This window comes from Pseudoalteromonas sp. JC3 (genome assembly GCF_030291895.1).
Taxonomy (GTDB): Bacteria; Pseudomonadota; Gammaproteobacteria; order Enterobacterales; family Alteromonadaceae; genus Pseudoalteromonas.
Genome location: NZ_CP127855.1, coordinates 614,435 through 633,520 on the forward strand (window position 1 = coordinate 614,435; position 19,086 = coordinate 633,520).

At 39.9% G+C, this 19,086-nt stretch carries 18 protein-coding genes; all 18 read left to right on the top strand.

Annotated features, from left to right (window positions below; all coding sequences use genetic code 11):
- Positions 1 to 150 precede the first annotated feature (150 nt).
- The 18 genes from QSH61_RS02615 (at position 151) to QSH61_RS02700 (ending at position 19,062) form a co-directional block, all read left to right on the top strand.
- A complete protein-coding gene (locus QSH61_RS02615; protein WP_206471504.1) occupies positions 151 to 969 on the top strand; it encodes a mechanosensitive ion channel family protein in 819 nt (272 codons plus the stop codon).
- A 14-nt stretch (positions 970 to 983) separates the two neighbouring features.
- On the top strand, positions 984 to 1,775 hold the full coding sequence (locus QSH61_RS02620; RefSeq protein WP_010605789.1) for a DUF481 domain-containing protein: 792 nt from the start codon (positions 984 to 986) through the stop codon (positions 1,773 to 1,775).
- Between the two features lie 85 nt (positions 1,776 to 1,860).
- Positions 1,861 to 4,536, top strand: a complete 2,676-nt coding sequence (locus QSH61_RS02625) for an SLBB domain-containing protein (RefSeq protein WP_206471503.1) — start codon at positions 1,861 to 1,863, stop codon at positions 4,534 to 4,536.
- A 62-nt stretch (positions 4,537 to 4,598) separates the two neighbouring features.
- Complete coding sequence (locus tag QSH61_RS02630) at positions 4,599 to 5,648, top strand: nitroreductase family protein (protein ID WP_206471502.1); 1,050 nt, start codon at positions 4,599 to 4,601, stop codon at positions 5,646 to 5,648.
- A gap of 46 nt (positions 5,649 to 5,694) precedes the next feature.
- Positions 5,695 to 6,807, top strand: a complete 1,113-nt coding sequence (locus tag QSH61_RS02635) for a polysaccharide pyruvyl transferase family protein (RefSeq protein ID WP_211200835.1) — start codon at positions 5,695 to 5,697, stop codon at positions 6,805 to 6,807.
- Positions 6,808 to 6,909: 102 nt separating this feature from the next.
- Positions 6,910 to 7,305, top strand: a complete 396-nt coding sequence (gene gspG / locus QSH61_RS02640) for a type II secretion system major pseudopilin GspG (RefSeq protein WP_206471500.1) — start codon at positions 6,910 to 6,912, stop codon at positions 7,303 to 7,305.
- Entirely contained in the window at positions 7,302 to 8,963 is a 1,662-nt protein-coding gene (locus QSH61_RS02645) for a GspE/PulE family protein (RefSeq protein WP_206471499.1), read from the top strand. The genes gspG and QSH61_RS02645 overlap by 4 nt, the downstream gene beginning before the upstream one ends.
- Entirely contained in the window at positions 8,963 to 10,162 is a 1,200-nt protein-coding gene (locus tag QSH61_RS02650) for a type II secretion system F family protein (RefSeq protein WP_206471498.1), read from the top strand. Before QSH61_RS02645 ends, QSH61_RS02650 begins: the two co-directional genes overlap by 1 nt.
- A complete protein-coding gene (locus tag QSH61_RS02655) occupies positions 10,146 to 10,559 on the top strand; it encodes a type II secretion system protein (RefSeq protein ID WP_206471497.1) in 414 nt (137 codons plus the stop codon). Before QSH61_RS02650 ends, QSH61_RS02655 begins: the two co-directional genes overlap by 17 nt.
- Positions 10,549 to 10,959, top strand: coding sequence for a prepilin-type N-terminal cleavage/methylation domain-containing protein (locus QSH61_RS02660; protein WP_206471496.1), 411 nt, complete (start codon positions 10,549 to 10,551; stop codon positions 10,957 to 10,959). Before QSH61_RS02655 ends, QSH61_RS02660 begins: the two co-directional genes overlap by 11 nt.
- Positions 10,950 to 11,666 carry a PulJ/GspJ family protein gene (locus QSH61_RS02665; protein WP_206471495.1) on the top strand — a complete coding sequence of 239 codons (717 nt, stop codon included), beginning with the start codon at positions 10,950 to 10,952 and terminating at the stop codon, positions 11,664 to 11,666. The genes QSH61_RS02660 and QSH61_RS02665 overlap by 10 nt, the downstream gene beginning before the upstream one ends.
- Complete coding sequence (locus QSH61_RS02670; protein WP_206471494.1) at positions 11,642 to 12,553, top strand: type II secretion system minor pseudopilin; 912 nt, start codon at positions 11,642 to 11,644, stop codon at positions 12,551 to 12,553. Before QSH61_RS02665 ends, QSH61_RS02670 begins: the two co-directional genes overlap by 25 nt.
- Position 12,554: 1 nt before the next feature.
- Positions 12,555 to 13,637, top strand: coding sequence for a PilN family protein (locus QSH61_RS02675; RefSeq protein ID WP_206471493.1), 1,083 nt, complete (start codon positions 12,555 to 12,557; stop codon positions 13,635 to 13,637).
- A complete protein-coding gene (locus QSH61_RS02680; protein WP_206471492.1) occupies positions 13,624 to 14,190 on the top strand; it encodes a hypothetical protein in 567 nt (188 codons plus the stop codon). Before QSH61_RS02675 ends, QSH61_RS02680 begins: the two co-directional genes overlap by 14 nt.
- Complete coding sequence (locus QSH61_RS02685) at positions 14,187 to 14,669, top strand: hypothetical protein (RefSeq protein WP_206471491.1); 483 nt, start codon at positions 14,187 to 14,189, stop codon at positions 14,667 to 14,669. Before QSH61_RS02680 ends, QSH61_RS02685 begins: the two co-directional genes overlap by 4 nt.
- Positions 14,662 to 16,713, top strand: coding sequence for a secretin GspD/PilQ domain-containing protein (locus QSH61_RS02690; RefSeq protein WP_248298645.1), 2,052 nt, complete (start codon positions 14,662 to 14,664; stop codon positions 16,711 to 16,713). Before QSH61_RS02685 ends, QSH61_RS02690 begins: the two co-directional genes overlap by 8 nt.
- Before the next feature lie 286 nt (positions 16,714 to 16,999).
- Positions 17,000 to 18,466, top strand: a complete 1,467-nt coding sequence (locus QSH61_RS02695; protein WP_206471489.1) for a Slr4 family S-layer protein — start codon at positions 17,000 to 17,002, stop codon at positions 18,464 to 18,466.
- 62 nt (positions 18,467 to 18,528) lie between these two features.
- The gene (locus QSH61_RS02700; RefSeq protein WP_206471488.1) at positions 18,529 to 19,062 is read left to right on the top strand and encodes a hypothetical protein; all 534 of its coding nucleotides are present in this window, start codon (positions 18,529 to 18,531) and stop codon (positions 19,060 to 19,062) included.
- Positions 19,063 to 19,086 lie beyond the last annotated feature (24 nt).

Genomic DNA, 19,086 nt, shown 5'->3' on the forward strand with positions numbered 1-19,086 from the left:
TTTTCCAAATGCAAAGGGAAATATCGAAAAAACTTAATAAAAGTTTTTTTTCGGAGATTATTTCCGCATACAGCAAATATTCATATATCCTATGTATGATCCAGCCGATCTAATGATAAATAACTGCTTAATATAAAAAGGGGGATGAGTATGGAAGCTGTTTGGAAATGGGTTAATGAGAACTCAGATTTAATCTTACACTATGTGCTTCAAGGCGTTATAGCACTAATAATTTTCTTCGTTGGCTTAAAACTAGCTAAGCTCAGTGCTGATCTCACTGAAAAAGCATTTGGTAAACGCAAAGTAGATAAAGCGGTAGGCTCATTCGTTGCCAATATTGCTTATGCGATTGTTTTTGCCGCGACGCTGCTTATGGCATTATCTCAGGTAGGTATCGAAACCTCCTCATTCATTGCTATTTTAGGTGCCGCAGGCTTGGCTGTTGGTCTTGCCCTGCAAGGCTCACTTTCTAATTTTGCATCTGGCGTACTTATTATTATGCTGCGTCCGTTCAAGTCAGGAGACTATATTGAAGCTGGCGGCAAAGCCGGTAGTGTACAAAAGATAGAAATCTTCTCTACAGAGCTTCGTACTCCTGATAACAAAGTAATTGTAATGCCAAACTCTGCCATTATGTCCGGTGCGATCGTTAACTACTCACGCGAAAAAACACGTCGTATTGACCTTGTAATTGGTGTTGGCTATGACGCCGATCTACGAGAAGCAAAAGCGGTATTAAAGTCTGTACTAGACAATGAATCACGTATTTTGAAAGAGCCAGCTTATACGGTAGCAGTGCTGGAGCTTGCCGACTCAAGTGTTAACTTTGTTGTTCGTCCTTGGGTTAAAACAGAAGAGTACTGGCCAACGTATTTCACGCTTGTGGAAAATATTAAGATTGCGCTAGACGAAGCTAATATTACCATTCCATTCCCGCAAATGGATGTTCACCTACACAAAGATCAGTAAAAGGTTAGTTAGAAATGAAATTGAAGGTTTTAACCTGTTGTATTCTTATGGCTGCCAGCGCTAATGCTGCAGCAGAAGGTAAAGCTAAGAAACCACAGAAAGTTTGGGATGTAACCAGTGAAGTTGGTGCGATAATCACCAGTGGTAACACTGAGACAACAACGCTTAAAGGCGGGATCAAAGCTAAACACAATCTAACTAACTGGAACAACGAGTACAAGTTAGATGGCTTCTATAAAGAAGACACGCGTGAAAACGATGCTGGTGTAGACATTACATCTCGTACCAATGAAAAATACTCCGCGTCAGTTCAAGGCAACTATAAGTTAAACGAAGATAATAGCCACCTATTTGTGTTTGGTTCTTATGTTTCAGATTATTTTGGTGCTTACCGTAGCGAAGCAGTTATTTCAGTGGGTTACGGTCAACGTTTATTCGAAAATGACGATATGTATCTTAACGCTGAAATCGGTCCTGGTGTAAAGCGCTTCGAGCACCAAGACGATAGCACTGAACTTGACGATGATGGTGAATTGTTAGCAGGTACTTCTGAAAGCGAGTTCATTGGTGTTGGTAAACTAGATTACCAGTGGCAAATCTCAGAAAATGCGCGTTTTACACAGCTTATCGCGATTGAATACGGTGATACAAATACTAAGACAACCTCTGAAACGGCGCTGTTAACCAAAATAAATGGTTCGCTTCAAATGAAAGTGGCATATAACATTATCCACAACTCTGACGTAGCGGATGGCAAAGAAAATACTGATACAGAAACTTCACTTACTTTGGTTTACAGTTTCTAACAAGTATCTTCCCAAAGGGCACTCATGTGCCCTTTTAATTCTTCCAAACTTCGGTAGAATGCTCAAAGTTTAACAAAAGTCTATAATGGAAGAGATTTCAGTGAAGTTCTTCAGAATAATATTGCTCTCAGTTTTTATTCTTATATCGCATCAATCAGTTGCGATGACACCAAGCAAACAGCAAATAGAACAGTTCAAAAAGCTCCCTAAAGCTCAGCAGGAAGCCCTTGCGAAGCGCTATGGCATCGATCTAAGTACTTTAGATAGCAAAACATTAGGCAATAAAGAGAAAGAAGAAAAAGATACTTCGATTCAACCTCGAAACAAAAATGGATTGCTGGAAGAGGAAGAAGAGGAAGATAAGTTTAAGCCGAAGCAGGAAGAGCTAAAGCCTTTTGGTTATGAGCTTTTTGCAGGTGAGCCTTTAACATTTATGCCTTCTGAGTTGGCTGCAATTCCTGATACTTATTTGTTGGGTATTGGCGATCTGGTGAAGATCAATTTGTATGGTAAAACCAACGAAGAACATGAAGTTCAAATTGACAGAGAAGGGCGTCTTGCAATCCCAAACCTGAGCCCGGTTCACGTTATTGGTTTGTCATTTAAAGAGCTAAAAGCACTGATCACAAAAAAAATATCAGAAGAAATGATCGGAGTTCAAGCTTTTGTCTCGATGGGTGAGCTAAACCCTATGCGCATTATGGTAGTGGGTGAAGCATACAAGCCTGGTAGTTATACGGTTTCACCGCTTGCGACAGTGACCCATGCGCTATTTGTTTCTGGCGGTGTAAGTGATAGTGGTTCGCTTAGAAAAATTCAAGTAAAGCGAGCGGGTAAGCTAGTTACCACATTTGATTTATACGACTTATTGCTGTTTGGTGATAGCTCTGATGATGTAGTCCTAAAGCCTGGCGATGTTGTATTTATCCCGCCTGCAGCTAAGAAGATTAAAGTAAAAGGTGAAGTTAACCGCCAAGCCATCTTTGAGCTTAAAGAGTCAGACACGCTTGAGAGTGTGATGGCGATGTCAGGTGGTTTCAAAGCGAACGCAAACAAGTCAAAAGTAGTCGTATCACGTTACAACGGTGATGGAAGGCGCATTACCCTGAACTACAACTTTACTGAAAATACCAGTTATAAGCCGCAGAACGGTGATGAAATATCAGTCAATGCCGCATCAACTCGTTTTCAAAACACTGTAACTGTGGTTGGTGCAGTAACTAGCCCAGGGCATTATGAATGGCACCAAGGTAAGACGCTAAAGGATGTATTTAGTGCGCCAAGGGAAGATTTGTTATCTATCGCCGACTTCGGGTACTCACTGATTATCCGTGAAGTAAACTTTGAAGGCGACATCGCTATCCATCAGTTTTCTTTACAAGATATTTTTAACGGTAAAGCGGGTGATATAGAGCTCGCGTCTAACGATACAATCGTCGTATTTAGCCGCTACCAGCTTAAAGAAGAAGAAGAACAGTTATTAGAAGACCTCGCGTATAACAAAGAGCAACTAAAATTGCGTGAAAATGTAAAGCTATGGGAGCAGTTTGAGCGTGATGAATTTTTAAAATATATAGGCTTAAAAGAAGATGAGCTGTTCGAACTTGAGGAAGAAGTTGAACTGATCACAAGTATTGATGCATTGTTCCAAGAGCCAAAAGAAGTAGAAGACGAAGAGTATGCGGTTTTTAGTCGTCAAAAGCTATTAGCGCCTATTCTAGCTAAACTTCAAAGACAGGCAACCCCAACGGAACCAGCGCAATTATTTGCTATAAATGGCCAAGTTAAGTTTCCAGGTGTGTATCCTTTATCAAAAAATGCGAACTTCCAAAAGGCGGTACGGGCTGGCGGTGGATTTCTTGAAGCGGCTTATCTTGAGCAAGTTGAGTTAACACGAGTTGTATACGACGATGGTAAACAGGTTGAGCATATCCAGTTTAATGGTGTAAATGAACTGGCGGATCCGACACAGGCGTTAACCAGCAAAGATACTGTAAACATCTTCCCTAGACCTAATTGGCAGGAAAGGCTTCAAGTTAAAGTTGTGGGTGAAGTTAAATTCCCTGGCACCTATACCATCAAACGTGGTGAGACGCTTGATAGCCTGCTTGAAAGAGTGGGTGGTTTTAACCAGTTTGCACATAAAGAAGCGGCTATTTTTACTCGTGAGTCCATTAAGCGTAAAGAAACTTCACAAATTCAACGTTTAACGCAAGAGCTAAGACGCGATATTATCACTAATACTTTTCAGAAGAGCGCGACTGCGAATACCTCAATGCCATATGAAGATATGGATAAGATTTTGAGAGATTTATCTAAAGTTGAAGCGTTAGGACGTCTTGTTATTGATTTAGATAAACGCTCGACACAAGCATTACAGCTAGAAGATGGAGATGCGCTATATATTCCTGCGATGCAAGACTCTGTCAGTGTTATTGGTGAGGTCAACTTGGCAGCAACGCACTTATTTGATTCGTCTAAATCAGTTGATGACTATATTAAAGCGAGTGGTGGTCTAAAACAAAAAGCGGATGATGAACGGATCTATATTATCAAAGCTAATGGTTCAGTAGAGCTCCCAGGCTCAGGGACTTGGTTTGCTGTGAGTAGTCATGCTAACCAACTAGCTCCTGGTGATACGATTGTTGTACCGCTTGATGCTCAACATATTGATAGTCTGACGCTATGGAGTACAGCAACACAGATTATCTATCAACTAGGTCTGGCAGCCGCGTCGATTGCTACGTTGAACAATAATTAGTAATTAACAAAATTTGATTAAAAAAGGATACGGGAAACGTTTGTTTCCCGTATTTACGTTTTATGCAGAAATTAAAAAAGCTCATCATTAAGCTAATTGAAACGACACAGCGTATCGTGAGACCTTTGTTCATAGGCTCTCCAACGCTAAGCCGTCTTTACTACCTTCTCTTTGACAGAGCATTTGGGTATGAGCAGCAAGCAATACTAAAAGCCAAGATCCAGTATGAAAAACATCAAGGTATTCAAGATAACTCAAGTGCTTTGCTGCGTCGTAATATTCATCGTCTAGAGAAGGGCTTGATCATGCGCCCTCGCAAAAAGGTTTTTGCATTAGATTATATTGAAGAAACGGTTTCTGTTTATTTGCGAGCTGTGAGCCTTGCGCATTTTGAGCGAAGTGACTTGATTTGGGCTCACTCAGTTTTGTGCCAATTTTTTGCTGTTTGTGACGTCGAACATCCAATTATTAAAGCCAGTTTTGCAGCTTTTAAAGCAGTTGACTTTGATGGGGAGAGTAGCTCTGTACCGTACTCTAGTAGTGAAAGAGCGGCCCACGAGATTAGCCCAAAGCAATTTAAAGCACTATGTAAAACAAGGCGCTCAGTTCGATGGTTTGAGCAACGAGAGGTTGAAAGGGAACTCCTTATTGAAGCTTTATCTATGGCTACTGAAGCACCAAGTGCATGTAATCGACAGGCTTTTGAATTTATGTGGATAGATGACGAAGCCACAAAGCAACAAGCGGTCAAATTACCCGGAGGCACAGCGGGGTTCGCATCTCAAATCCCCTGTCTACTGGCGGTAGTTGGAGATTTGTCGGCATACCCGTTTGAAAGAGATCGTCATGTTATTTATATTGATGCTTCACTAGCGAGTATGCAGTTTATGTTGGCATGTGAAACATTAGGACTTTCTACTTGCGCGCTAAACTGGCCAGAGCTACACACTTTAGATAAGCGAGCTGCAAAATTGCTTAACCTGCCACAACATAAGCGGATCGTGATGTTTATTGCGGTGGGATACGCCCTTGAAGAAGGGGGAATTCCATTTTCAAATAAAAAGTCGCCAGAAAAGTTACTTACACACCCGGATTTAAACAAACGTGATTAATATTGAAATAAAAGGTGTTCAGTTCTCGAATAAAGGGGCTGAGCTAATGTTGCTGTCTATTTTAGCGCAACTAGAAAAAGAAATAGGTGAATATAATTTAGTATTGTCACCTGGGCCCAACTTACCTTATAAAAAAAGAGCGCAACTAGGGGCCTTTCAAAAGCTAAGTTTCAGAAGGGGGTCTGTCGATCTAACGGGTTTGTTCGGTAAACTGCCTCACATTATCAAGCGTTTACTTAAGCGTTATGGCATAGTAACAGAGGCTGATGTAGATGTTATTCTAAATGCAAGTGGGTTTTCTTATGGAGATCAGTGGCCGCTAAATGATCTGAAAAACGCAGCGAAAGAAGCGGTTAGATTCAAAAAAGCGGGCAAGCCATATATGGTGCTACCGCAAGCGCTAGGTCCATTTAAAAAAGCCGACCACGCAGCAGCAGCACGTACACTGATCAATGCGGCATCAAAAGTGTATCCTAGAGATAAAGCTTCGTTTCAAGCGTGTGAGGCCTTAAATAGTAGTGGCTCTTTACAGCAAAGCCCTGACTTTACTGCACTAATTGAACCGGAAATAATTGAACCATTTGCAACTAAAACAGTCTGTTTTATTCCGAATAATAAAGTTGTTTCAAGCTATCACCATGAAACTGCTCAAAGTGGTACTGAAGCGTATATTGGATTTTGGCGTCATCAAGTCGAGCTTTTTCAGCAATCTGGTTTTGATGTGGTTTTACTTAATCATGAAGGTGTGGAAGATAGGTTACTGTGTGAGACAATAGCCAAAGGTATAGAAAGCAAAGTAGATATCGTCGATGGCCTAGGTGCAATCGAGATAAAAGCATTTTTGGGGCGTTGTGATGCCGTCGTCAGTAGTCGCTTTCATGGTTGTGTAAGTGCACTATCACAAGGTGTTCCTTGTCTTGCGACGAGCTGGAGTCATAAGTACGAAATGCTGTTCGAAGAGTATGGTATTGAGGAGAATATTCTTGATTACCTTGCAAGCACTGAAGAGGTAAGTGCTAAAGTTGAGCAATTTATAAATGGGCTAGACGAGCAGAAAAATGCAAGTAGCGCTCACGCTGCACAGGTCAAGAATGAAAATAACGCCATGTGGCAAAGTGTAATTGCTGAAATTAATAGTTATCAGTCGAAATTAAGCTGATAAAATAACAAAAATTGATAGACGAAGCTGTTTGTTAACTTAAAAAAGCATTCAGCTCAGCGCAAAATAACATGACTCATCAAATATATTTGGAGCTAACAGATGAAGAAAGAACGAGGTTTTAGCTTAATCGAGCTGTTGATTGTATTGATTATTCTGGGGTTACTAGGTTCCTTAGTTGCACCAAAGCTATTCTCAAAAGTCGGCTCATCTAAGAAGAAGACGGCCGTTGCACAAATGCAAATGTTTGAAACGGCTATCGATACTTATCGATTAGACATGGGGACGGTTCCAGCCACACTAGAAGAATTAAGAAATAGCAATGCGGCGAACTGGGACGGTCCTTATTTACCAAAAGATATCCCCTTAGATCCTTGGGGTAAGCCTTATGTTTATACGGTACCTGGTAGCGATAATCGTCCTTATGACATAATGTCTTACGGCTTAGATGGTAAGCCTGGCGGTGAGGGTGAAAGCGAGGACGTTGTACATAAATGATGGAGATTAAATCGCTACTGAGCGACGCATTTAACGTATCGAGCTCTGATATTGATAAGGCGGCAACATATCAGCAAAAGTATGGTGGTCGATTGGAAAACATCTTAATTAATATGGGATGTTTAACAGAAGATGATTTACCACCTATATATAAAGCATTGCTTGGTTACGCGACTTTTGAACCAGCGGATCACCCTAACTGGCAACCTAGTGACTCAGTTGCCTTCGAGTGTTATGAAAAACTTAAATCACTTAATTGCTTGCTATTATCTGTTGACGATAGCGGTTGGCTAATTGCGTGTAAAGACCCACTCGATACTGAGCTTTCTCAATATTTGATTAGGCAAAATGTTGCTATCACCGTATTGGTGGCAACGGAAGCTCAGCTACAAAGTTTCTTTTATGAAATACAAAGCCAAACAGAAGCAAACTTTAGCGAAGATGAACTCACTGGCGCTGAAGAAGCCAGATTGCGTGAACTCGCCTCAGAAGCCCCAACAGTAAACCTGCTAAATTCACTGATCACCAAAGCCCTTTCGCGAGGCGCTTCGGATATGCACTTAGAACCTTACAAGGGGCGCTTTAGGGTGCGTTATCGTGTAGACGGCGTACTGCATGAAGTTGATTCTTTAGCGCCGAAAATGCAATTACCTATCACCACCCGTTTGAAAATTCTGTCGGGAATGGACATTGCTGAAAAGCGCCGTCCTCAAGATGGTAAAATAGAGCTGCGTATTGCCAATCAAGAATTGGATATCCGTGTTTCTGCGCTTCCTCTAAACGAGGGGGAAAGTATTGTTCTGCGCTTTTTGAGAAAAGACTCAATTAGATATGATATGTCGGTGCTTGGCTTGTCTGAAGATACTCAGGGACTAATTAATCAAGATCTGAAAAAGACAACTGGGGTGATATTGTTAACAGGCCCTACAGGGTCAGGTAAAACAACGACCTTATATACGTTTCTCAATGAACTAAATACCGAAGACGTAAAAATTATTACGCTAGAGGATCCCGTTGAGTATCAACTTGAAGGGATCAATCAAGTTCAGGTTAACCCAGATATTGGTTTTGACTTTGCAGCAGGTTTACGCTCCATAGTTCGTCAAGACCCCGATATCATCATGGTTGGTGAGATCCGAGACAAAGAAACAGCACAAATTGCTCTACAGTCTGCGTTAACCGGGCATTTAGTGTTCAGCACGGTGCATACCAATGATGCGGCAGGGGCATACACTCGATTACTCGATTTGGGCGTAGAGGAGTTTTTACTTAACGCCGCACTTGTGTCTGTCGTTGCGCAGCGATTAGCAAGACGTTTATGTTCGCATTGTGCAGAGCCTGCAGACAATGCAGAAGAACTGATCAATAAATACCCGCTGCAAGAAATAGCAGATATGGCGGGAATTAATACGCTTAATTTAAAACAGCCTAAAGGATGCGAGCATTGCAATAACTCCGGCTTTAAGGGACGTATAGCAGTAAATGAGTATCTTCGCTGTGACGATGAAATCAAGGCGATCCCTAAAAATGATCAGTTTATTGGTAAGGCAAAAGCGCACAATAGGAATTTACAGCGAAGAGATTTAATGGAAGATGGTCTCTTTAAAGTTATTACTGGTGTTACCACAATCGACGAAGTATTAAGGGTTGCAGGGTAATGGAATTTGAGTATAAGGCGATCGACAGCAATGGCTCTCGGCATCAAGGCACAATTGAGGCGAATGATCTAGCGCAAGCTCAACAGCGTCTCAATGCAGATGGCCTTAGCCCGATTGAAATTAAAGCAATTGCTAAAGGAACCGCATTTTCTGGTTTATTTTCACAAAAGGTCACCTTAGATCAGCTTGAGTTTTTTACCAGCGAACTATCTTTGTTGTTAGAAAGTGGCGTTAGAGTAGATAAAGGGATTGATATAATCCGTCAGTCTAACTCAGACCCTGCGCTTGGACGCTTGCTAAATCAAATTGCCAGCTCAATCAAAAAAGGGGACTCACTTAGCCAAGCCTTTTCTAAGCATGAGGCTTTGTTCGGCCCTTTGTATATTAGCTTATTAAAAATAGGTGAAACGTCAGGTAATTTGCCAGAAGTACTGCAGCGCTTAGCGGCGGATCTTAAATTTCAAAAAGATCTTAAGTCTCAGGTCAGCACGGCCTTGACTTACCCAAGCGTTATCTTTTTTGTCTGTATGATGGCCGTTTACTTTGTACTGACTTTTATTGTGCCGAAAATGTCAGGTATTTTCACTGATTTGAGTCAAGCCCCTTGGTATACCCAAGCGATTATCGGAGTGAGCCAATTTTTTATTGATAATCAGGTGTTTATTATTGGCGGTGCGCTATTGAGCGTAGGTCTTGGTGCTTACGCGCTACAGAAACCAGAAGCCAAAAGTTGGCTTTATGTTCAAGCAAGTAAAATCCCTGGTATTGGTGCGATCATCACCACTTCAGAGCGGATCCGTTTTGCGCAATCCATGTCGATGATGTTAGAGGCTGGACTGCAACTCGACACAACCCTTGCGCTTACTGCAGAAACGTTAAAGCACCCAGACTTTAAGCGTGATGCTAAGCACGCACTAAAGCAACTCAAATCGGGTAAACAATTAGGTGTGGTATTGAGTAAAACGAGGATTTTCCCGGACTTCTTTCTTTCCATCATTAAAGTAGGGGAAGAAACAGGACAATTACCAAAAGTGTTTAACGAAGTAGCAAACCGCTCTCGCTCTGATCTTGAGCAGGTGATCAGTAAGTTTACCACTATGCTTGAGCCACTCATGCTGCTCTTTATGGGCGGGTTTGTAGGTGGCATCGTGATCACTATGCTACTGAGTATGGTATCTATTAATGATGTCCCGCTTTAAATCTCAGGTTGGCTTTTCGCTTATTGAGTTAATGATAGTGCTCGCCATTATGGGTGTGGCGATGAGTTTGACAGGCGGTCTAGTCATACAGGCTATCTCCAAACGAACAGAAGCGATTGAAATTAAAAAAGTAGAAAACATCTTTAGAAAAGTGATGTATAGATCTTACTTTTCAGGTGTTGAAATGCATATTTCTGCAGTAGGAAAATCCCTAAAAATAAGCTCGAATGGTATGGAAGAGAGAGTTATGGAATTTGAAATAATTCAATTCGTACCAGAAGAATTCACCATAAATACGAAAGCAAATATAACGCCAAATAGATATGGGATAATTGATCCTGCTAGAGGTCCTTTATTTTACAACACTCCTATGATTTTTAATAACTATGAACAGTAGGTATCGTGGATTTACTTTAATAGAAGTGCTAATTGCGGCAGTAATTCTTTTTACGGCAATAGCGCTAACTGCTGAAATCTATAACTCAAGTGCCAAATTCTCTTCTAAAGCAATTGGCAGCACTAATTATAGCCAGTATGCATCGATTGCTATAACTTCTATAAAAAGTGATCTTCGCTATGAATTTAAAAATGAATCACTCGCAGAAAGTTATGTGGGCAAATTAACTGTTGGAGGAATCGAGTTTGTATGGAATGCGTCAAAGCTGAGTGAGATTAGCCATTACAATAACATCGCCTCTGACGAAGTGCCTAAAGCGAAGTTTGGAAGGTATTTGGTATCAGTTGACTTAAACAAACTGAATAAGAACTTTCAATTCGAGGTCTTACTATGGCCGTAGCTTTCAGAAGACAGTACGGATTCTCGCTTATTGAGCTAATGATCGCTACAACCCTTCTTTCCCTTGTTATGTTTTCAGGTTATTACGCATACAGCCTGTACAGCAATGGTTGGACTAAAAGAAGCGAACTATATTGGAGCAACATTAATAACAGTATGGGTGTTGAAGCTTTTATTAGAACAGTTGAATCTATTAATGCTCATGTGCTGGTGAATACTGAGGGCCAAGAAGCGGTGTTATTTGAAGGAACTCGTGATAGTGTAACTTTTGTAACGAATAGCCCTATTCTTTCAAATCTGCCTGCGTTAGTTCGATTCGAATTAATAAAAGTAAAAGATGAGTACGCGATTGTCTATTCTGAGCTTTCGCTTGATGAGGTTGGGCTATATCGATGGCCATTGTCATCCCTAAACTGGTCAAATAGAATTATCCTCATTGATAAAGTCAAAAATATTGAGTTTAGCTACTTTTCATATATCAATTTTGAAGCGGCAGTACAGAGTACAAATCAAGATGAAAATAATTTTTTTGAGCCAAAGTCTGAAATGACATGGCAATCTCAAATAAGTATGAAAAAGCATCGCGTATTGCCATACAAAGTAAATTTAAGTTTCACCAATACTGAGGAGAAAAAGACATATATAACAGTAGATCTTCCAAATGATTCTCCAAATAAAGTGTTATGGAATATGAGGCAAGAATTTTGATGGGCAAGATCAAGGGGATTGCATTGGTTCAAGTATTAGTCATTGCACTTGTACTTAGTGTCATGAGTTTATATGTCTTACAGTCAGTTAAAGAACAAATTGGACTATCGCAATCTGCAATAGGCAAGCTGGAGCTGAAGCTTGCGATTGAGACAGCAGAAGCTTCGGTTTTAGAATCTTTAGTTAAATATAGACCTTACCGAGATATTAACTCACCCGTAGAAATAGTTAGAAATTGGCGATTCGACAATACTCCATTTAAGTTGAGTGAGGATGTTAGTGTTCGTATTCAAGATATGCGCGCTTTAATAAATCTTAATTATACAGATGCAGCCTTGGCTTCTCGTGTGTTGATAGGTCTTGGGCTTGGGGAAAAGCAAGTTGAGAACGCTATAGCCTCGCTAGAGGATTGGAAAGATAAGGACTCATTGATAAGAGCTAATGGTGCGGAAAAAGAGTTTTATCAATCAATAGGCTCGAGTGGGCCGAGAAATAATTATTTGCAGTCGAGCGTAGAATTCTTAAAGGTGAAAGGTGCACAAGGTATTAGCTATGAAGAAATTGAAGAATACTTTACGATAGTTAATCAGATTGGTTTTAACCCGATGAATGCACCTGAGTTAATTCTAAATGCATTATTAAATGATAAAGATAAGGTGAAATTGATTCTAAAGAAGCGAGATGCTGGTACTTTGAATGATTTTGAGTTTCGTCAAATAACTGGATTAGAGGCTAGCGAATTTCTTATTTTTGCAACTGGTAGCTACCTCAGGGTAGAATTAGAGGTCGTTGATCAAAGCGCTGTACTAAGAAAGTCATTTGTGGTCAGAACAAAACCAGCTGCAAGAGTCGCTCCAATAATCATTAGTGAAGTAAAGTGGAATTAAAGTGAAGCTAGGAAACCTTTTACAAATAAAGTGGGCAGGCGAAAAACTTAAATCGCAAATAGGGTACTATGATGAAAGGCTATACTGTATCACTGACGGAGGTTTTGTCACTACAGATATAGTGCCCAAAATCGTAATATTAGCTCGAAAGTTTTATACTTTACGAACTAAAGATTACACTTCAATTTCTAAGCAAGAGCTAGGGAAAATATTGGAGCTGCAAAAGAAGTCGTCCACGGATAAATTGAGTTTTACAGTAACCGAGAATAGTTCTATTGATGGGTTCACCGTTGTATACATAGAACTTAAAGATCTTCCTAATGAGTTGGAATCAGTAGTTGTTTACATTCCAGAGACAGAGCTTTTTAATATCAACATTATTGCAGAAGTCACAGCTCCTGAGTCTTGTTTCTATGTAGGAAAGGGAACTTCGGTATTAAAAGGTGGGTTAATTTCAAATTTTGAGGCATTCAAATTTAGCATAGGAGAAACCTCTCAAAGCCATTCGCTAACGCTTGATGCTGATGAATATGCGAGTTATTTGCTAGGGTTACTATCTAATCTAGAAATGAAAGAATTGAGAAGTAAGCTTATCTTTAATAAAGATGTGATTACTAATCCTTTTAAGCTTCACCTACTTTATTATATACCTTTGCTATCTGTATTTATTACTCTCTTGTCGACCTTCGGGTGGAATGAGTGGAAAAAGTATGAACTAGAATCTAAAAATGAGAGTCTTAGCGTCGAAGTCAGTGCATTACTAGATTTTAGGGACAGTATAGATGCAAATAATGACCTTACGCAATCGATAGTGAAAGCTACTGAACAGTCTGATTTTGTTCACCCTTTGTGGGATGTTCTTCACATCGCGATGACTAAAGGTTTTTATCTTGATAGTTATGAATATGATGGTAATTCATTCGAAATATCAGGCCATGCTAAGAGTGCGAATGAGGTGCTTAAAGCTGTTAGTGGTATGAATATGATATTAAATGCTTCATTTCGCGGTGGGGTAAGGAAAATCAGAGGTGATGATCACTTTACAATACGCTTCCAAAGTCGGGGGTCTCGTGAAAGTAATTAAACAGATGCAAACAAAGTATAAACACTATGCATTGATAATTATCGCTTTGATTTTTGCTGTTTACATAGTTGAGCCACTTAGAGAACATATTGATGCAACCAAATCAGAAGTACAAGTACTACAACTTAGAGCAAATAAGTTAGAAGAGTTAGTTACTCAGGCTGACACGCTGTCATCTGAAGAAAGTGTTTCAGAGGTAGAAAAAGAACGAGCAAAGGAGTGGGTATTTGTAGCCGAAGCTGAAAGTGCTTTTAAGATTAAGGTGCAAGAACAATTAGAGAAAATATTGACAGCCTCCGAATGTCAAGTTGAACGTATTGGTTGGGAAGTATCTACTCAGCCATTTGAATTGGTCAAAAAGTGGAATGTAGAGTTAAAGTTCAGCGGTAATCCTATTTGTATGGTCAAGGTAACTCGTGCTCTAGAGGGCAATAAACCAATGTATATATTGGATGGATTTGCATTTCAAACACGAAGTTGGGGTGGTGGAATTGATAACAAAATTGAGGCATCACTCAAAGTTAGCCTGTTTCAACAGAAGGAAGTAGGATGATAGTGCGTATCAGTTTGATAATCTCATTAGCAGCTTCTTTATACTTGTTTTCGGAGTTGTTTGATGCCTCTGAAGAAAGGGATAATAATATACGGGCTGCAGCAGTTTATTTTGTTGAGCCACCTGTATTATCGACAGAACCTATTTTGGCTGAAAAAGAGTGGTATGCTTTACTCGCTGCAAGAGAAGCAAAGAATGTGAAAGCAGCAGAGCCTGAGGAACCAAAACCAAAGAATCAAAAAACGCTAACTTTTGATGGAGTTGAATTTACTCTTCTGGGTATTTTTAAAAATAGGGAAGGTGGTTTCGTTCTACTTAAAAGTAGTGGGAGTGAAGTGCTAAAGGTTGCCGCTGGTGATGCGATAACCGAAAATGTAGCACTCAAAGCCATCACAGTCGATAGCATGACGGTCCTTGTTTCTAACAAGGAACATAGTATTAGATTATTTAAAAGAGTAAATGAAGATAGCAATGGATAAGAAGTTCTACCAAGCGCAGGTCATTTTAATCACCGTGCTCATGCTTAACGGGTGCGTGTCTACTACTCGTAACATTGATAAAGTCTCTGTTGAGCAATCATTTTTATCTGACAATGAAGACTCAAACTCTCAAGTTACTCCCATCGATAATAAAAATGCGACAAAAGAAAACCACGGTTTTACTAAACTGCAATCTATAGACAAACCGACCCAGGCTAAGTTAGAAGTTGATTTGGCTAATAAGTTTTCTAGTGAAAAAGAATTCCAGTTATCTGCCAATGAGTTGCCGCTAAACGAGTTTGTACATTACGTTTTGGGTGAGTTGCTAAATGTATCTTATTTTATCGACCCTGAAGTTAAGAAGAATATTCAACCAGTCACTCTATCATTACAAAATGTAGTAACAGAACGGCGTTTATTCCAATTAGCGCAAGATATACTTGCTAATAATGATGTACGTATTGCACTCAATGAAGATATTTTTTACATATATCCAGCAAGTAAAGACCAGGGCAAAACAGATATGGCCTTTGGATTTGGTAGAACAGAGGGATCAGTTCCTTTGGTGTCGAGTACCATCTATCAAATGGTTCCAATGGACTATGATGTTTCTCTTGATACGAGAACGTTATTAAATGCTTTGTTAGATGCTAAATCTTCAGTAGATCCAGCTCAAAACTTAGTAAGAATTGAAGGAACTCGTGAGCAAGTACTTAGAGCGCTGGAAATTATTGAAATTATTGACGTCCCAACATTTGCTAACAAAGCAATAGCAATGGTTGACTTTAAGTATATTGACTCAAGCTACTTTATCGACAAAGCCACGCAACTGCTCAGTGAGGAGGGAATAAACGCAAATATAACCGATCAATCTCGAGCTGTGACGTTTGTGCCCCTCGAATATTTGGGTAAAATTATCGTTTTTGCAACGTCTGAAAAAGTACTAAACAGAATAAAGTATTGGTCAAAAGTTCTTGATAAACCAGCGACAGGCTCAGAGCAAAGCTTCTATATATATCGGCCTCAATATGCAAGAGCTTCAGATATTGGAAAAAGTCTAGTTCCATTATTAAAAGGTGGTATTTCAGAATCAACTTCTGGAAGTGATAATAGTGGTGCAAATGTGCCTGAGTCAGCTAACCGACCATCAAAACCTTCAGCGCCTGCTAGCAGCTTTTCTGTTCAGGGAGATGATATGAGGTTGGTTGTTGATGAGAGAGCGAATGCATTGATTTTTTATTCTACCGGTAAATACTACCAAGACCTCCAGCCTATCATCAAGCAGTTGGATATAATGCCTCAACAGATTATGATGGAAGTCGTTATTGCTGAAGTGAAACTAACCGGAGGATTCTCAAAAGGAGTCCAGTTCGCGCTCAGAAGTGGTGCATCTTCGAGCACCACAGAGAGGTTTAACTTTGATAGTGAAAGTGGTTTTCGTTACTCAATTGTTGGATTGCCAGGTAATGTAAACTTAAACCTAAATCAAAAAGAAGGTTTGGTGAATGTTTTATCAAGGCCTACGCTTTTAGTTAGAGATGGTGTTTCGGCAAATATTAGCGTTGGCGATGACATTCCTACTGTTGGTAGCACAACTTCAGATCCGATAAATGGTGAGCGTGAAACAACAACGATACAGTATCGTAAAACGGGGGTTGATCTAAATGTAACTCCAACAATCAATGCGCAAGGCACCGTTATTATGACTATTGAGCAAAAGATATCTAACGTAAATTCAGAGGCTGGTGGTAGCTCTAGAACCCCTGCTATTTTTGAACGTAGCTTAAGCACTGAAGTGGTTGCAGGTAACGGGCAAACTGTTTTGCTTGGAGGATTGATTAGTCAAAATACATCTGAGGGAGGGAATAGCGTTCCTGGACTTGGAAGCTTGCCATTATTAGGTCATTTATTTAGATCGGACACTAGTAGTACTGATAAAACAGAACTCGTTGTTCTAGTGACACCAAAAATCGTCAAAAGTTCTGATGATTGGGTGAAAATTAAACAGAGCTTTAAAAAAGGGTTAGAAAACCTAGACTTTTAGCTTGATTCTCGAGCAAGTACACGCTATTTTAAGCAGGATTAGTTATAGTGTTTGATAATAACAAAGAACAGACCTCTAGCTAAGGTGAAGTCTAGTACCCGATAAAAGCTCAAAATAGTATTTTTGTAACAATTGGCAAAAATAATGACTCCGGGAGTTTTAACTTGACTTTCAGTTAGGTTAAAATTAGATTTGCATAAAATCGGTAGTACCGATTGTAAAGTTCTTGGCTTATTGATCTTCCTAATCGATAAGCCAGTTTCATGAAACTAGGAGAATGGAAATAATGAAACTATTCAAAAAGGCGCTACTAGCTACAGCTATCGTAGGTGCATTTGGTGCAAACGCGGCAACAGTAACTAGCGACCCAGTTAAACTTTCTGCAGAAGGTGTAGCAAACAAACTTTCAGCACCAGACGTTGCGTTTGATGTAGACTTCGTAATTGGTAAAGAAACTGCGGCTGCATCTAAAATTACTTTAACGTTTGATAAAACAATCAGTGTTGCGGACCTAAACCTAAACACTGGTGTTGATAACGTTATTAACGTTACTGCAGACGGTAAAGGTTATATCACTGCTGATGGTCAAAAAGATGCTAACGGACAACCTACAGGTACTGTATTAGTTACTTTTGATTACGGTACTGGTTCATTTACTTTTGACAAATTCAAAGTAAACGACACTAACAACTCTATCGAGTTCGTTGTAAACCTAGGTAACCCACTGACTGCTAACTCTGCTTTCCGTATGTCTTTTGCTACAGATGCAGGTGTTGATTTCTCTGGTGCTGGTAACGTAGCGTACAAGTCTACTACAGTTGCAGGTGCAGAAATTGAAACTGGTACTGGTGTACTTGCTACAACTGCAAATCAGTTTGCTTTCAACGTTAAAGCTCCTTTCAACGGTCTAATCGAGCGTCTAGAGAAAGACACTTTCTCTAAAAACTCTGACTCAGCAGACAAAGAAGAAGACAAGCTAGTATTTGAACTTTCTAACAACGAATCTTCAAGCTTACAAGCTCACCTAACAGCAACTACTCACACAGTAGTTCTTGAAGGTAACTTCAACAATGGTGGTAGTACAACAACTGTTCCAGCAACTCAAATTGCAGATGGTGACTTTGATCTTACTAACGCTGCAAGCGCTTCTGTTGGTACTGTTACTCTAGGTGCTGTTGGTTCAACAGCTAACCAGAAGCTAACTCTAACGCTTCCTACTGCTAATGTTGCGACAACTGGTGCGAAAGTTCCTTTCAACCTAGTTTTTGATTCAGGCAACGCTAAAGTTATCCCTGAAACTAAAGACATCTTAGCTTCTTACGCTGTTACTGTTTCTGACGCTGGTGTAACTGATCCAATCACTGTTGCGCAAAACGTAGCTGCTGGTAAATGGGCTCTTGATGCAACTATCATCAACATCCCTTACTTCCCAGTAGGTTTCACAGGTCTTAGCACTTCAGTTCACTTTGCTAACGAGTCAACGAATGCAGCTGACGTAATTGTTGAAGCAATCGACGGCGACGGTAAAGAGTACAAAGGTACACTTGATGACCTAGCTGGTAACACAGTAACTAAAGTTGGTCAAGACAAAGTAATGAAGGCGCTAGGTCTTGATACTACTAAGTCTTACAAGCTAAGCGTTACATTTAACATTGATGCGAACACTGGTGATGTTAACGCGTACGCATTCAGCAATGCTGGTGATGCTCGTCAAGCGCTAGTAACTTCTCAGCAAAAAGGTTCTGACAAGTAATCTTTTTTAGAGTAATATGAAAGCCCAGCCTATGCTGGGCTTTTTTTGTTTTTGGAGGTTTGATGAGAGTTCTAGTAGCATTTACACTTTTTATCTGTTTTAACATTCAGGCTGCTTGCAATTTCGATGTTGTTTTTACTACTATCCCTGAAACTAAACAGCAGAAAGTGGAAATATCTTCCGATGTTCAGCTATTAATTGCACAGAGAATTGCACAAAAAACTATAAATGGCTCTGTTGTTGCCACTAATGTTACTTGTCAGTATTTAAAAGGTAAAAGCTACACTAATAGTGAATCTGAGTGGCAAGCTTACCTAGACAATGCAATTAAAGCATTAGGAAAGTCAGGAGCTAATGAGCTTGAGGTGAGCATCATTGGCTCTGAAGACAAAGTTTATCGAGGAGAACTCTCGAGTCTCGAGTATCAGTTTAATGCTGATTTTGCAGGTAATAGGCAAGTTATAAAAAATTTAGCTGTTCTAGATATTGAAAATAATTCGCTGATATCTTTTTCTGTAAGTGGAAGTCAATCTGAGGAATCTGAAATCTCAGATGAGTTTGAGAGAGTGATCTCTTCTTTTAAGCTAAACAACTAATATATGGGCCACATAGTGGCCCTA

Coding starts and splice junctions, on each gene's coding strand:
- QSH61_RS02615 (WP_206471504.1), top strand. CDS start 151: ATGGAAGCTGTTTGGAAATGGGTTAATGAGAACTCAGATTTAATCTTA.
- QSH61_RS02620 (WP_010605789.1), top strand. CDS start 984: ATGAAATTGAAGGTTTTAACCTGTTGTATTCTTATGGCTGCCAGCGCT.
- QSH61_RS02625 (WP_206471503.1), top strand. CDS start 1,861: ATGGAAGAGATTTCAGTGAAGTTCTTCAGAATAATATTGCTCTCAGTT.
- QSH61_RS02630 (WP_206471502.1), top strand. CDS start 4,599: ATGCAGAAATTAAAAAAGCTCATCATTAAGCTAATTGAAACGACACAG.
- QSH61_RS02635 (WP_211200835.1), top strand. CDS start 5,695: ATGTTGCTGTCTATTTTAGCGCAACTAGAAAAAGAAATAGGTGAATAT.
- gspG (WP_206471500.1), top strand. CDS start 6,910: ATGAAGAAAGAACGAGGTTTTAGCTTAATCGAGCTGTTGATTGTATTG.
- QSH61_RS02645 (WP_206471499.1), top strand. CDS start 7,302: ATGATGGAGATTAAATCGCTACTGAGCGACGCATTTAACGTATCGAGC.
- QSH61_RS02650 (WP_206471498.1), top strand. CDS start 8,963: ATGGAATTTGAGTATAAGGCGATCGACAGCAATGGCTCTCGGCATCAA.
- QSH61_RS02655 (WP_206471497.1), top strand. CDS start 10,146: ATGATGTCCCGCTTTAAATCTCAGGTTGGCTTTTCGCTTATTGAGTTA.
- QSH61_RS02660 (WP_206471496.1), top strand. CDS start 10,549: ATGAACAGTAGGTATCGTGGATTTACTTTAATAGAAGTGCTAATTGCG.
- QSH61_RS02665 (WP_206471495.1), top strand. CDS start 10,950: ATGGCCGTAGCTTTCAGAAGACAGTACGGATTCTCGCTTATTGAGCTA.
- QSH61_RS02670 (WP_206471494.1), top strand. CDS start 11,642: ATGGAATATGAGGCAAGAATTTTGATGGGCAAGATCAAGGGGATTGCA.
- QSH61_RS02685 (WP_206471491.1), top strand. CDS start 14,187: ATGATAGTGCGTATCAGTTTGATAATCTCATTAGCAGCTTCTTTATAC.
- QSH61_RS02690 (WP_248298645.1), top strand. CDS start 14,662: ATGGATAAGAAGTTCTACCAAGCGCAGGTCATTTTAATCACCGTGCTC.
- QSH61_RS02695 (WP_206471489.1), top strand. CDS start 17,000: ATGAAACTATTCAAAAAGGCGCTACTAGCTACAGCTATCGTAGGTGCA.
- QSH61_RS02700 (WP_206471488.1), top strand. CDS start 18,529: ATGAGAGTTCTAGTAGCATTTACACTTTTTATCTGTTTTAACATTCAG.